The organism is Silvimonas iriomotensis, assembly GCF_014645535.1.
GTDB lineage: Bacteria > Pseudomonadota > Gammaproteobacteria > Burkholderiales > Chitinibacteraceae > Silvimonas > Silvimonas iriomotensis.
Genome location: NZ_BMLX01000002.1, coordinates 549029 through 563982, shown reverse-complemented (window position 1 = coordinate 563982; position 14954 = coordinate 549029). Strand labels below are relative to the sequence as shown.

At 61.9% G+C, this 14954-nt stretch carries 7 protein-coding genes; 1 reads left to right on the top strand and 6 read right to left on the bottom strand.

What is annotated here, in order from left to right:
• Positions 1-80: 80 nt before the first annotated feature.
• The 5 genes from IEX57_RS09065 to IEX57_RS09045 form a co-directional block, all read right to left on the bottom strand.
• Positions 81-1385 carry a tetratricopeptide repeat protein gene (locus IEX57_RS09065; RefSeq protein ID WP_188703965.1) on the bottom strand — a complete coding sequence of 435 codons (1305 nt, stop codon included), beginning with the start codon at positions 1383-1385 and terminating at the stop codon, positions 81-83.
• Positions 1386-1494: 109 nt separating this feature from the next.
• Positions 1495-2760: a DUF1501 domain-containing protein gene (locus IEX57_RS09060; protein WP_188703963.1), complete on the bottom strand. Its 1266-nt coding sequence runs from the start codon at positions 2758-2760 to the stop codon at positions 1495-1497.
• Positions 2761-2889: 129 nt separating this feature from the next.
• Positions 2890-4446 carry a DUF1800 domain-containing protein gene (locus IEX57_RS09055; RefSeq protein WP_188703961.1) on the bottom strand — a complete coding sequence of 519 codons (1557 nt, stop codon included), beginning with the start codon at positions 4444-4446 and terminating at the stop codon, positions 2890-2892.
• 25 nt (positions 4447-4471) lie between these two features.
• A complete protein-coding gene (locus tag IEX57_RS09050; RefSeq protein WP_188703960.1) occupies positions 4472-4792 on the bottom strand; it encodes a hypothetical protein in 321 nt (106 codons plus the stop codon).
• A gap of 212 nt (positions 4793-5004) precedes the next feature.
• Positions 5005-6387: a beta-1,3-glucanase family protein gene (locus IEX57_RS09045; RefSeq protein WP_188703958.1), complete on the bottom strand. Its 1383-nt coding sequence runs from the start codon at positions 6385-6387 to the stop codon at positions 5005-5007.
• A 979-nt stretch (positions 6388-7366) separates the two neighbouring features.
• On the opposite strand from IEX57_RS09045, the gene IEX57_RS09040 reads away from it, so the two are divergent.
• Positions 7367-14242: a beta-1,3-glucanase family protein gene (locus IEX57_RS09040; protein WP_229708930.1), complete on the top strand. Its 6876-nt coding sequence runs from the start codon at positions 7367-7369 to the stop codon at positions 14240-14242.
• Positions 14243-14325: 83 nt separating this feature from the next.
• Here IEX57_RS09040 and IEX57_RS09035 read toward each other — a convergent pair whose 3' ends face one another.
• A complete protein-coding gene (locus IEX57_RS09035) occupies positions 14326-14769 on the bottom strand; it encodes a hypothetical protein (RefSeq protein WP_188703954.1) in 444 nt (147 codons plus the stop codon).
• Between the last annotated feature and the right edge of the window lie 185 nt (positions 14770-14954).

Below are 14954 nucleotides of genomic sequence, written 5' to 3'. Positions count from 1 at the left end.
TGCCTGTCCGGGGGCAGGGTGCCGTTCCGGTAACGCATGACGATCTCCCCCTCTTGTTTGATACAAGTATAGAACGCGGCTCAGTCTGGCCGCGCTGCGCAGAAAAAATCACCGCTTACGGGTATGCCGGATTCATTGCGGATGGCACCGCTGGCATGGTGGACGACGTGGAATCCATTTTGTTCCAGCAGGCTGATGACCCAGCGTGTCTGGTGGCTGTAACGGCCGCTGGTGTTCAATTGCCATGGCTGGGGTTCTTCTGCCGCCAGCGTTTCTGTGGTGAAGATCAGGCGGCCGCCAGGTTTGAGTGCGCAGCGCGCTTGCTCGAAAAAGGGGGCCAGCGCGCCGACGTAAATCAGGGTATCAAGGCATACCAGCAGGTCAAATGCATTGCCATGGCTGGCCAGAAAGGCGTGGATATCGGCTTGCTGCAGGTCGGTATAAACGCCTTTGGCCGCGGCTTTTTCCAGCATGCCGGCGCTCAGGTCAACCCCGGTTAGCGTTTGCGCCCAGGGCGCGAGGATGCTGGCGGCCAGACCGGTGCCGCAACCCAGGTCGGCCACCGCCAGCACGGGCGCTGCGGCGGCTTGCGTGGCCAGATAATCGGCCAGCCATTGCGGCGCGGCGTAACGCAGGCGGCCAAGAATGTGCTCGAAATTGGCAGAGAAACCGTCGAACGTGTTCTGCACGTAATCGGGCGTGCAACATGCCGGTGACTGTTGCCGGTAAGCCGCCTGCAAATGCAGGGCCTGTGGGTGACCAGGCTCGGCGGCCAGCCAGCGCTCGAACACGGCGAGCGCTTCGTCGGTATGGCCCAGCGCGTGCCAGGCCTGCGCCAGCATGACTCTGGAGGTCACCTGGTCTGGCGCGGCGACCAGCCCACGGTGATTGAGGGTGCGGGCCTCGGCATAACGCCCCTGGCGCAAACACAGGGCGGCGTGCTGATACCAGGCATCCGGGCAGGCCGGGTTGATGTGCTGGGCCCGGACAAAACAGGGCTCGGCGCGGGTGTCATCGCCCACGCTTTCCCAGGTGCTGCCCAGATTGGTCCAGTAAAAATAGTGTTCAGGTGCCAGCGTGCAGGCCTGTTGCAGCGCGTTGATGGCGGCCTGCGGCTCTCCCAGGCGGGCCAGGGTGATGCCCAGATTAAAGTGCCACTCGCTGTGCGTGTGATCCAGCTCGACGGCGGTTTGCAGATGGGTTCTGGCCTCAGGCAGGCGCTCTTGTTGTTGCAGCAAAAAGCCCAGCCAGTGGTGGATATCGGCGCGCTCTGGCGCCAGGGTCAGCAATTCGCGATAACCCTGTTCGGCCTCGGCCAACTGGCCGGCCAGGTGCTGTTTCAGCGCGCTGTTCAAGCGCGCTGCCAAGGCGGTGTGATCAGGCATGCCGGTTCCGTGGGCGGGCCCGGGGCGGGCCAGCGCTGTGACTGGCCGCATATTCCCATAAATCGGCCGGGCGGGGCAGGGCGCGCGGGTGGCTGTTGCGACTTTTGTATCAAGCCCGGATCAGCCGTGGCGCGCTGATGTTGTGGCTGGCAAATTCCGGAAAAAGCAGCGCCAGTCGTTGATCTGGCAACAACAGGTGACGCTCTGCCACTTGCGCCAGCACGCTGCGAAAATCGGTGGTAATGGCCAGATCACGCCCGTCGTGCAAGTTGCCATCAGACAAACCCGGCCACTGGCCATGGACTTTGCCGCCGGCCACATCACCACCCAGCACCCACATCACATTGCCATGGCCGTGATCCGTGCCGCCATTGCCGTTCTGGCGCACGGTCCGGCCAAACTCAGACATGACCACCACCACGGTGTCATTCATGGCCGGCCCCATTTGCCGTGTGAACGCCGCCAGCCCCTGGCCCAGCGGGCGCAGGCGGTTTGCCAGCTGGCCGGTGGCGTTGCCCTGGTTGGCGTGCGTATCCCAGCCGCCCAGCGCCATAAAGGCCAACTGAATACGGTCATCGTGGCGCAGCAGCGTGGCCAGGCGGGCCGCGTCATTGGGGAACCCGTCCGGCAACGGCGCGCCATTGTTGGCAGCCTGCATTTCTTTTTCCAGATCGGCGCTGCCGGCGGCCATGGAGTTCATCATTTGTTCGTGCGCCTGCCGGCCTTCTTGCCAGGTGCTGCCGAGCTTGTCGTCGCTGGCATACAGGCGGCTGAAGGCGTCGCCCACCGCCGGTTTGTCCAGCAGGGTCGGTTTGGTGGCCGCCGCGCCGGCGGGCATGTTGGCAACGGGATTGGTGCCGGCATAAATGCGGGGCAAGACCGGGCCGACGCTGACTGCCCGCATGCCGCCGCTTTGGGCTGCTGGCGGTAACTGGCCCAGCAGCCGGTTCATCCAGCCATCTTGCGTGGCTTTGCGGCCTGGTGTGCCGGACTCCATATAGTCTTGCGCGTCAAAGTGCGAACGCGTGCTGTCAGGCGAGCCAGAGGCCTGGACAAACCCCAGTTGCCCGCCTTGCCACAGCGGGAGCAGGGGCGCCAATGCCGGGTGCAAGCCAAAGTAGCCATCCAGATCCAGCACGCCGTTGTCAGTGCCAGGTTTGCCCAGGGCAATGCTCGAACGCGCGGCGTAATAGCCCGGATCACCCCAGGGCGTGACGACGTTCAGGCCGTCCACCGCCCCGCGCAGCATGATGACCACCAGCCGTTTGCCCGCGGGCGAGCCCGGCGCGGTCGTAGCACCCCAGGCATTGCCACCCAAAGGCAGCAAGACAGACCCGCTCAGTGCGGCCAGTTTCAGAAAATCACGACGATGCATGTGCGCGCTCCTGGGCGAGTGAGACGTTGAGGGTGAGGTGTCGGGAGAAAAAAGCGAACCGGTAACATGCAGGCCATTGCCCCTGGTTCCGGATTGCCCCCTCTCACCTCAAGCCTCACTCCTCACGCTCTAATACTTCATGAAATCCGGGCTACCCAGGACCAGCGCGGCTTGCAGCCGGGCCGGGCTCTGGGCAATGGCGGTACGGGTCTTGCCGGAAATACTGCTGCCCAGCGTGGCGTACAGCGCGTCGGCCTCCAGCGGGGCATAGCCACCGCGACCTTGCGCCACTGCGGAGGCGTCATCCATATCGTCCGGCGCTTTGGCCAAAGGCAACTTGCCGGAGGCCAGCGCCGTGGCAAAGGTGGCCCGCTTGGCCAGCGCATCCTGATTCAGCCAGGCGGCATCAGTCACTTTGTAGCCATCCGGCGTCTGCCAGCCGTACAGCGGCATGCCCATCTGGGCCAGCGTGCGCAAGACCGGGCGCGGGTTGGTTAGCGGCACAGCGCTGGCGCGCAGGCTGGAAATCACATAACGGTACGGGGTCTTGAAGCGTGTACCGGCGTTGCTACCGCTCAGGAACTCCGGGCTGGTCAGCAGCGTGCGCATGACCTCACGCAGATCGCCATCGGTGCGGGTAAAGGTCTGCGCCATGCGCTCGACCAGCGCGGGCGGCGGGTTGTCGGCCACAAAGTATTGCGCCAGTTGCGCACTGATGTGATGTGCGGTGGCAGGGGCGCGGGCGAGTTCATCCAGCGCCATCTCGCCTTCGCGCTGGCCCTGGTTGCTGACGGCATGCCCCAGCCATTGTTTGGTGCCGGTGTCATGCCGGCGCAGGTCAAAATAGAACGCGCTGTCGTCGCTGCCCTGACGCGGATTGATGGTCCAGCCGGTCAGCATGCGCGCCAGTTCGGTGACGTCGGTTTGCGTATAGCCACCATCGACGCCCAGCGTGTGCAGTTCCATCAACTCACGGGCGTAGTTTTCATTCAGGCCGCTGGCTTTGGCTTGCTGCCCGGCGCCAGCGCCACGGCGGGGCGGCTGGTAACCGGGGGCGACCGATAACCAGTTATCCAGATAGAACAGCATGGCCGGGTGATGCGCTGTGGCACCCAACAGATCGCGAAAGCGCCCCAGCACAAACGGGCGGATGGCTTCACGCTCGTAACTGGCCATCAAGGCGCGATCCAGCCCTTTGCCCTGAAACACATTGAAATGATTGAACCAGAACTCCACCAGCGCTTCTTGCAACTGGTTGGGGCTGTTCACCGCTTGCAACAAGCGGGCTTGCCCGGCTTCTTCGGTGATCTGGCGATAAAGGTCCTGGCGGTCTTGCTTGCCGGTGTCCGGGTCTTTTTTTGCTGCTTGTGCCGCTTGCCGGAACTGGCGGATCAACGCGTCTTGCGAGAGCCGGGTGGTTTGCAAACCGGCCAGTTGTTGCTGCAAGGCGGCCGGCAACGGGGTGCGTTCCGGATGCAGTTGATCGTCAATATAGCGATCCACCCCGCTGGCCATGACCCGCGCCACATCGCCCGGGGCCGGGCCGTATGCCACGCGGTTCAGTACATACAGCGCCTGGGCTTCGGTGGCTGGGGCGGCCTGGCTCACGCCGGGCAGCCCCCACAGACACGACACCGCCAGCCAGGCGGGCAACACAGCATGCAATGCAGCCTGACGGCGGGTCATGATCCGGTCTCCGGTGGTTTGCCGATTACTTGCCGATTTCGTGGCTGACCGCGTTTTCCTGCTGGTTCAGGCTGTGCTGGTCGGCCTTGGTGATGTGGCCGTTATCGTGCGAGGCCATATCACGCTCTTCCTGACGGATCTGGTGATCTTGCTGATGCATCGACTTGGCCTGCGCCTTGGTGATCTGGCCGTCTTTCACTTCATTGTGGATGCGTTTGTCCTGGTTGTTCAGGCGGCTGTTCACCTGATCACGGCGCGGGTGATCTTTCTGCCACTGGGTTTCTGCCATGACGTGACCGGCCAGCAAGGTGGTGACTGTAGCGACGGTAATAAGGATCTTGTTCATGTGTGTGCTCCCTGAAGTCTGAAAAGAAACGTGCGCAAAGTGCTGCGACTACAGGGGCAATAACGGCAAGGCTTACAACGCCGTGTACAGGATGTACGTGATGACACATCTCGTTGCAGCGCTTTAGTGAAGCGGCTCACCCATCCAGCGCCACACGGGTGCTGGCGCTGGATGGGTGTCAACGAAAATGCCGCTGGCGGGTTCGCGCTGGCTTACCAGCCGATCGCCACGATCAGATGCGACGGGTTGTTGCAACCGACATCCGAAGAATGACTGCCGACGTCATCGTACGAGAACCCGTACGCCAGGCCGGCGATGCCGTGGGTATGCCAGAACTTTGCATACTGGTTGGCGGGCTCGGCCGGGTAGAAGGCGCTTTGCGGCACGGTGCTCCAGAAATTGGGGTTGGTGAGCGTGCCGTCGGCCTTGAACGTGCCGGGTTTCTCTGCCACATGCCGTTCTACCGCCGCGATCAGATCAGGGCGCGAGCCATCGGCAAAGCGCAAGAACGGCGTGGGCTTGGGCACGATGTTTTCGTCAATGCCGTTGGCGGCCCATACCTGATCGATATACGCGTTGTAATACGCCGCGTTGGCCCCGTTTGCCGCGAAGTTGCTGGCGCTGCCAGGCTCGACAATCCGGTACGGCGCGTACTGGGTTGCGGTGCTGGCAAAGGTGGCGGAGACCTCGCCCAGGTATTTCTGGAACGTCACCGAACGGTCTTCCAGGAAGGTGCCGTAGTCTTCACCGCGCTGTACATCGGTGCCGTCTGCGCACTGCAGGCGGATCGCCAGTTTCAGGCCAAACGCATCAACCCGCGTGGTGTCGCCGTTGAAGTTCCAGGGTTGCGAGCTATTGCTGCGGCCGACATTGAACTCGATGAAATCGTAGTAACTGGTGTTGCTGGTGGTCGCCGCGGCCTGGTTGGGGGCGATGAAGAAATACATGCGGGCGGAATTGATGCCCGGCATGTCATACACCGGCTGATCTGCGACGGAGTGAAATTCATTCACGTGGCCGCCGCTGGCGTTGGTGGCAGAGATCTTCCAGAACAACTGGGCATCCGGATACTTGCCGCCGGTCTGGTTCACAAACGACACCGTCATGACGTTGGTCGCCGCGGGCAGCGCCGCTACATTGCCCCAGAACGCCGCAGGCGGCGAGCCATCTGCATTGGGATTGATGTGCGCTCTGGCCAGGGTCGATGTGGTCACGCCGGCGCTGCTGGCCACAGCCACGCCAAAGGTGGCGCCATCGTCACTGCTGGCCGCGCCACCGGCAAAGTAGCTTGATGCGGTGGCGCCAGGAATGGCCACGCCGTTTTTGTACCACTGCCAGGCCGTGGCGCCCGGCGCGGTGACAAAGAAAAACGCGCGCTGGCCGGCAGACACGGTCTGGTCTGCCGGTTGCACCGTAATTTGCGGCCCGTTGCCACTGTTGGCAAAGGGAATGGCCGGCGCGCTGGTGGTGGTACTGCTGTTGGTGTCGCTGCTGTTACTGCCCCCACCGCCGCCGCAGGCGGCCAGAAGGGAGAGCAGGGCAAGACTGGTCAGGCCGGGCGCAAGGCGCCGGTTTGTTGTTGCTGAGCGGAGCATGATTCGCCTTTTTTTATCCGGGGTGATGACGTTGTTGTTGTGATCTGATGCGCGGGCGCAACAGTGGCACGCGGCGTCGGGGCGGGCACACATGGATGCCGCTATTGAACGCGCATTGCCGGTGTTTTTTTCCTGTCTGTGGCGTAGACGGTGGGTGCAGAGCGACAGCCGTTGGCGGGCCTTTTTATCAAAACGGTTTGACGCTTTGCGGGCCGTTGTTTTGCATACCGTGCGGTATGTTTTTCTGAAACCGTTTTCAACAATGTTGACCAATTCTTGATAACGCTAACAGTGCCGCTCGTGGTTTGAGGCAAGCCTCCCGTCAGAAAAAACAATCCAGATGAACGTTTTTTGACCACTTTTTTGCAGTTTCATGGTTTAGAATCACCAAAATATTGCGGCACGCCCGATTTATGCACCACATTTGTGCATCTTGATTTTTCGGGATATCGCAGGGAAGAGCTTGCTTTGGCGATTTTGGTGTAGCCAGATTTGAAATCGATTTCAAATTTTGCCAGGTCGTCAGAACAAAAAAGGGTATGCAGGCCAAGGACTTACCGGTTTGTCATGCCAATAAGTGCGCAACAGCGCATGGTGGAGATGAAATCAATTTCAGTGATCCGCATCTGCCGCGGCGGTGTACAGGCGGCGGACGAGATCATGCAGAGATGAGCAAGGCGCGCACATTGCCCGGATGCCCGCATGGGGCGGGACGCAGGGTGATGGCGCGGTATTCGTGTGGTCGTGGCGTCAGCGGTTCTTGCTGACGTTGTTCCTGTTCGTGTTGTGCGCTGTGCAAAAAGATCGTCAACGTGGCTGACCGCCTTCAAGGGGCGGCGTACGCCCGTTGTCGCACCATCAAGCAGTATGCGAGGGGTCGTCCATGAAACTTTACGAAACAAGGGCGTTCAGGCGGTTGGCAGGCTGCCTTGTCGCCGTTTCGGCGCTCACAGGGCTCTGTGCGCCCACCGCGGACGCGGTGACGCTAGCGCCCTCTGAGCGCCAGAAAATCAATCTCGGTGAAACGCCGTGGAAATACATCAAGGATCAAGACCCGGCCACGGCCATGCAGGTCGGGTTTGATGATTCGTCCTGGCTGTCAGTCGGGATTCCGTATTCGGCCAACCAGCTCGATACCTTCATCAACACCGAATCCGGTGGCGGCGAGGGTGACCTGGATGGCACCAAGAACTGGTACCGCAAACATTTCACGCTCGATGCCTCCAACAGCGCACGCAAAGTGCTGGTGGAGTTTGAAGGCGCGCACACGGGCGTGCAGGTGTATGTGAATGGCACGTTCATTCCCGGCACCAGCGCCATCAATCCGCAAGCGACGCACGTGGTCGGGTTTATCCCCTTCATGGTGGATATCACCCCCTATGTGAAGTTTGACGGGTCAGACAACGTGCTGGCTGTGAAAGTGGCCAAGGGCGATACGTTCTTCGAGTCGCCCGGGTTCTCGCAGGCTTTCCGTTTTGGCCAGTCTGATGCGGGCCTGTTCCGGCCGGTGTACATGTACATCACCGACAAGGTGCACATTCCGCTTAACGTTTACGCCGGGCAGAACACCTGGGGGACGTATGTGGCGACGGTGAGCGCCAGTGATACCCAGGCCACCATCGACGTGCAGACCAATGTGCTTAACGAGGGCACGACGGCGCAGCCGGTCACGCTGACCACGCAGATTGTCGATGCCGCCGGTAACGTGGTGGCCAGTGCGCAAGCGCAAAAGACCATCAGCCCCAACGGCGCTGGCGCGCTCAATCCGACGCTGTTCGACCAGACCCTGACGGTGAACAACCCCACGCTCTGGTATCCGAACAACAGCCCTTACGGCAAGCCGTACATGTACAAGGTGTTCCACACCGTCAGCATCAATGGCGTGGTGGTGGACTCGGTACAAAGCCCGCTGGGTATCCGGACGATTACCTGGGACAAGGATCTGCCCAGTATCAACGGTCACCGCATGTTCCTGTGGGGTGGCTCCAGCCGCTATGACTATCCGGCGCTGGGTACATCCGTGCCGGAAGAGCAGCAGTGGCGTGATCTGAAGCTGATGGCCGATGCCGGCGGCAACTTGTGGCGCCCGGGGCATTCGACCTCCAGCCCCGAGTTTGTCGATGCAGCTGACGCGCTGGGCATTTTCATCATCCAGCCTTCTGGTGATGGCGAAAACGGCTTTGCCGACGCCTGCACCACACCGCCGTGCGACAAGCAGACGCTCAAGACCGAACTGCACCGCGACATGATCATTCGCGACCGCAGCCATCCGTCCATTCTGGCGTGGGAAGCCGACAACGGCGCCACCGACACCACCTTTGCGCAAAGCCTGAAAGCGCTCTCCAAAGTGTGGGACCCGATCAATACCCGCGCGCAGTCTGACCGCACGCCCAACCCGGCCAATGGCGACATTCTGGGTTGCACCATGGAAGGCTGCGAAGTCCTGACCAAGCAAACCTATCCGGGCAGCCCGGCCTGGGGCGCGGAATACTGGGGTGCCGGTACGGCCCGCCAGGCGTGGGACTACGAACTGGCCTTTGCCGCGCCGTTCCTGGATAACTGGCGCAAGGGCGTGGCCATCAATGCCTTTGGTATGGCGCAGTGGTATTTCGCTGATTCTCCGGGGGAGAGCAGCACCTATGTGGAAGGCACCACCGGCCCGGGCGTACGCTCGCTGGGCGCTTCCATGGTGGATATGAACCGCTTCCCCAAGCTGTTGTACTACGTGTATCAGGCCGCATGGACGCCGTATTCCATCAAGCCCGTGGTCAAACTGGCGCACCACTGGAATCGCTCCGGCAATATCCAGGTGAACGCCTTCAGTAACTGTCCGTCGGTGCGTTTGCTGATCAATGGCACAGCGCAAGGCTCGGATCAGACCCCGAACCCGTGGAACTCTGATTCCAGCGCCAACCTGACCCAAAGCACTACCAAGATGCCGTTCCAGGTGCACTGGAACGTCAACTGGGTAGCCGGTACGGCCACTGCGCAGTGTCTGGACCAGTTTGGTGCCGTGCAAGCCACGGACACCCTGACGACCGCCGGTGCTGAAAACCGCATCGTGCTGTCCATGGTGCCGGCGCTGACCAAGCCCGATGGCACGACCTTTGCGGTCACCGCCAACGGTTCTGACGCGGCATTTGTAGTCGCCAAAGTGGTTGATGCCCAAGGCAATCTGGTGCCGACCGCCGCCGACAACGTCAACTTTACGGTGAGTGGCCCGGCCACCTACATGGGTGGTTCCGAGCAATATGTGACTGCCGGCCAGCCATTGACCTACCACTCGCCAGGTGATCCGCAACTGCAGGTGGAAGGCGGCATGACCAAGATCGCGCTGCGTTCGCAATTTACCGCGGGCTCGGTCACGGTTACGGCCACGGCGCCGGGTCTGCAAAGCGGCACGGTCAGCTACACCATCCAGGCCGTCTCGCACCCGACGCCGCCGGCCAGCGCACCGTCCATCATTGCGCAACCGGTGTCGACGTCGGTCACCTCTGGCCAGCCGGCGCAGTTCTCGGTAACGGCTTCGGGCGCAGCGCCGCTGACGTTCCAGTGGTACAAGAATGGCGCGGCGATCTCCGGCGCGAACGGGGCCAGCTACACCACCCCGGCCACGGGCTCGGGTGACAACGGCGCCAGCTACACCGTGACAGTGACCAACAGCCTTGGCAACGTGACGTCCAGCGCGGCCACGGTGACGGTGGTGGCCGCCGCCGCCCCGGTGATCCAGACCGCCCCGACCGCGCAGAATGTTGATGCCGGCCAGACCGCTACCTTTACCGTCGCGGCCACGGGTTCACCGACGCTGCAATACCAGTGGCTCAAGAACGGCACGGCCATCAACGGCGCGACCAACACCAGCTACACCACGCCGGTGCTGACCACGGCCAATAACGGCGAGCAGTATTCGGTCAAGGTGACCAACCCGGTCAACACGGTGACTTCCGCTGCCGTGAGCCTGACCGTGAATGCCGCCCGCGTACCGGCCATTACCACGCAGCCGAACAACATCACCGGTATTCCGGGCCAGCCGGTCACGTTTACCGTGGCGGTGTCCGGTTCGTCGCCGTTCCATTATCAGTGGCAAAAGAACGGCACCAACGTCGGTACTGATTCGGCGACCTTCACCATCCCGACCGTGCAGAACACCGACGCCGGGAACTACACGGTGACGGTGACCAACGTCGCCGGCTCGGTGACCAGCAATGTCGCCACGCTGACCATGGCACCACCCGGGGTGAACCTGGCGCTGGGCAAGGTGACAGCCGCCAGCAGTTATGAGAACCAGCAAGGCAACCCGGCTTCCAACGTGGTGGATGGCAGCACGACCACCAAGTGGGGCTCGGCCTTTGTTGATCCGTCGTGGATTTCGATCGACTTCGGTGCCGTGACGGCGTTCAACCGCATCATCCTGCGCTGGGAAGCCGCTTATGCCGTGGCCTACCAGATTCAGGTTTCCAACGACAACGCCAACTGGACGACGGTCTATACCCAGACTGCCGGCACCGGCGGCAACGAAGACTTCAGCTTCCCGACCGCCCGCGCCCGTTATGTGCGTATGTACGGCACGCAGCGTGGCACGCAGTACGGGTATTCGCTGTATGAGTTTGAAGTCTACAACGTGGCCAATTGCGGCGATGCCAACGAGCGCTACACCGTCGTTGATACCGCCAATGTGCATGACAACCTGACCGGCCTGACCTGGCGCCGTGCCCAGTACACCTACACCACGCAAGGGGCGCAATTCACCCAGTCCGTGGCGGCCGGTTACTGCGCCAGCCAGAACATGCGTCTGCCGACCAAGGACGAAGCACTGGCCATCAGCGGTGCAAGCGCGGCTTCTTGCGCGTTCCCGTCGCCGTGGAATACCTGGACGTCGACCAACCAGGACAGCACGTATTCATACTGGGTATCGTCGGCAGGTAACGCCAGCGTGGCCGTAGCCAACAACTTCCCGGGCTGGGCCCTGTGCACTTCCGGGACGTCTGCACCGGCACCGACCATTACCACCCAACCGGCCAACCAGAGTGTCACAGCCGGCCAGACCGCGACGTTTACCGTCGTGGCCAACGGCAGCGGTACGCTGAGCTATCAGTGGATGAAGAACGGTTCTGCGGTCGCCACGACAACCACCGGCTCTTACACCACACCGGCAACCACCTCGGCCGATAACGGCGCGGTGTATTCGGTGGTGATTACCAGCTCGCAAGGCGGCAGCGTGACCAGCGCCAACGCAACCCTGACCGTCAATGGCGGCTCGGGCGGCGGCGGCACCACCATCAACCTGGCCCTCAACAAACCAGCCACGGCCAGCGGTTACGAGAACCAGACCGTAGAACCGGCTTCGGCCGCGTTTGATGGCAGCACCACCACCCGCTGGTCCTCGGCCTTTGTTGATCCGGGCTGGATTGCGGTTGATCTGGGCTCGGCCAAAACCTTTGACCACGTGATCCTGCGCTGGGAAACCGCCTACGCGACGGCCTACCAGATCCAGGTCTCCAACGACAACACCAACTGGACTACGGTTTATACCCAGTCGGCCGGTGTCGGCGGGGTAGAGGACTTCCGCTTCACCGCAGCCACCGCGCGCTATGTGCGCATGTACGGCACTGCGCGTGCTACCGGCTATGGTTACTCGCTGTGGGAATTCGAGATCTACTCGACCGCCGCGCCGACCATTACCACGCAACCGGCTAACCAGAGCGTCAGCGCTGGTCAGACGGCCACCTTCAGCGTGGCGGCCACCGGCAGCAGCCTGAGCTATCAGTGGCAAAAGAACGGCAGCAACATTGCCGGTGCAACCGCAGCCAGCTACACCACGCCAGCCACGACCACCGCAGACAGTGGCGCCGTGTTTACAGTGGTCATCTCTGACACCAACGGCAACAGCCTGACCAGCAGTGCGGCCACGCTGACCGTGGGTTCGTCGGGCACCGGTGGCGGTGGCGGTGGCGGTGGCGGTGGCGGAACGGGCGGCACGGGGGGTAATCCGGGCACCAACCTGGCGCTGGGCAAGACGGCCACCATCAGCAGTAATGAAAACCCGGCGTTCTCTCAAGCCGCGTACGTGACGGATGGCGATCTGACCACCCGCTGGTCTTCGGCTGCGGCTGATCCGCAGTGGGTACAGATCGATCTGGGCTCCACCCAGAGCATTGGCCGCGTGATCCTGTACTGGGAAGCTGCCTTTGCCAAAGTCCACCAGATACAGGTGTCCAACGACGCCCAGAACTGGACCACCGCCTATACCCAGAGCAACGGGCAGGGCGGCACGGAAGACATCTCGTTCGCTACCGTGAGCGGTCGTTACATCCGCATGTATGGCACGCAACGCGCCACGCAATACGGGTACTCGCTGTATGAGTTCCAGGTGTATGCCACCCAGGCCGCTGGCGGTAACACGCCGGCCATTACCACCCAGCCGGCCAGCCAGGCCGTGACCGTGGGCGCCACTGCGCAGTTCTCTGTGGTTGCCACCGGTACCGCGCCGCTGACCTACAAGTGGTACAAGAACGGTGCGGTGATCGCCGGCGCGACCAGTGCCAGCTACACCACCCCGGCCACCGTGGCGGCAGACAATGGCGCGACGTTTGATGTGGTGGTGACCAACGGCAGCGGCTCTGCGACATCGGCCAATGCAGTACTGACCGTGAACAGCGCGGCAGGCGCGGCCAATACAGCGGCCGTGGCCAGCAACAACAGCAGCGCCGCAACACCGTCGTACACCGTGTATCCGGGTTTTGTGGGGATCGATCTGCAAAACAACACCCGTGGCGCCTGGGCCGATAACCAGATCTACGTCGCTGTTATCGGGCGTGATCCGGCCACCGGCCAGTTTGCCTGGGTCAGCCCGGATGGCACGATCACCGACGCCAAAGTGGCAGACAACAACGCCGCCAACCACCTGACCAAAAACGGCCAGAACTACTCGAACTACTTCTTTACGCTGGCGCAAGCCAAACTCTTGAAGTTGCCCAAGATGGATTCGGGTCGGGTGTTCGTGTCGCTGGGCGGGCCGATGTACATCACCATCCTGTCTGACGTGAACGGCAACGTCGGTTTTGCCGGGCCCAACCCGCTGAACCCGACCGACCCCAACATCAGCGTGTATTACGACTGGTATGAGTTCACCTACAACGACACCGGCCTGTGGATCAACACCACACAAGTCGATGAGTTCGGTATTCCGTTGATGGTGGATGTGTGGGGCGCCAATGGCAGTTTCCACATGCAAACGGGTACGGGTGAACCGGTGGCATCCATTTACAACGAGTTTGTGAATGAAACCCCGGCCGCCTTCCACCTTACGCAGCCTGCCTTGCCGCGCATCCTGGCACCGGGCAAGAGCACGTTTGATGTGGGCCAGCCCAACGCCAACTACTTTGATGCGTACGTCACGCAGATCTGGAACCAGTACACCACCAGCACCCTGACCATCGACATGTGGGGCGGCAGCCGTCGCTTTGCCGGTCAGGTGCAAGGCAACACCATGGTGTTTACTGAGGTCAATCTGAACAACGGCGCCTATGTGGGCGGCACCTACAACGTCAGCAAACCCACCACCCAGGACATCCTGGAAGGCAAGGGCACGCTGGCGACCGGCAACAGCACTGAACTGGCGCTGGAGGCGCAGATTTGCGCCGCCTTCAACCGCCACATCATGGAAGACGTGACCAAGTGGTCGACGCCGTCTGCGTGGTATCTGACTGCACCGGCCAACTACTACGCGCAGTTCTGGCACAACCACAGCGTCGGCGGCCTGGCTTACGGCTTTGCCTATGACGACGTGTCCAACCAGAGCTCCACCATCATGTCGCCCACGCCAGAACACGCCGCATTTGGCATCTACTGGTAACAGAGCCGGTCTGTTAACCGCAACAAAAAACCCCGCGCAAGCGGGGTTTTTCTTTTTTCTTTTTTCTATTTCTGGCGGGCGGCTCAGTCCGTCAGATGTATCCCCAGCTTTTCACAATCCGCGCTGCTCACGCCAATGTTGTAGCGCGTGTGTTCCAGCGCGTCGTTCAGTGCTGCGCTGGCTTTGTCCTGTTCATCCAGTGATGCGCCCAGATGCAGGCGGTAGGCTTTGCCTTCAGCGGCGCCGGCGGCGTCGTGGGCGGCCAGGTCGGCGTCCAGCAGGGCAGAGAACACCGGGTCTTTGGCGTTGGGGATGGCTTTGATGGCTTGCGCGGCGACGTAATACACGTTGCACGACTGGCGGATGCGCTCATCCGCGGCGCCTGTCGGTGCGCCGCCCAGCAGCGCGGTGGCTTTTTGCAGCCCGGCCTTGGCGCGTTCGATCTGCGCCAGTGCCGGCGCATCTGCGGCGACCGCCGTTGCGGCCAGCATGGCCAGTGTCAGGGTCAGGGTGAGGCGGGTCAGCATGTTCTTCATCGGTCTCTTTGGCAGGCAGGACAAAGGTGGTTGGCGCTTGTGGCTTTGAGGCAAATCACTGCAGATGAACGGCGTGATCGGCCCGGGAAGGCGCTGGCCGCTTGTTGAAGTGTCTACAAGCGGCTACAAGAAAAGGAGTTCCCTTTGTGCGTCAAGGGTTTGGATGGCATCGTTGA

Bases quoted from the DNA above. Each gene is read 5' to 3' on its own strand.
- IEX57_RS09065 (WP_188703965.1), bottom strand. From the start codon at position 1,385: ATGCCTGATCACACCGCCTTGGCAGCGCGCTTGAACAGCGCGCTGAAA.
- IEX57_RS09060 (WP_188703963.1), bottom strand. From the start codon at position 2,760: ATGCATCGTCGTGATTTTCTGAAACTGGCCGCACTGAGCGGGTCTGTC.
- IEX57_RS09055 (WP_188703961.1), bottom strand. From the start codon at position 4,446: ATGACCCGCCGTCAGGCTGCATTGCATGCTGTGTTGCCCGCCTGGCTG.
- IEX57_RS09050 (WP_188703960.1), bottom strand. From the start codon at position 4,792: ATGAACAAGATCCTTATTACCGTCGCTACAGTCACCACCTTGCTGGCC.
- IEX57_RS09045 (WP_188703958.1), bottom strand. From the start codon at position 6,387: ATGCTCCGCTCAGCAACAACAAACCGGCGCCTTGCGCCCGGCCTGACC.
- IEX57_RS09035 (WP_188703954.1), bottom strand. From the start codon at position 14,769: ATGCTGACCCGCCTCACCCTGACCCTGACACTGGCCATGCTGGCCGCA.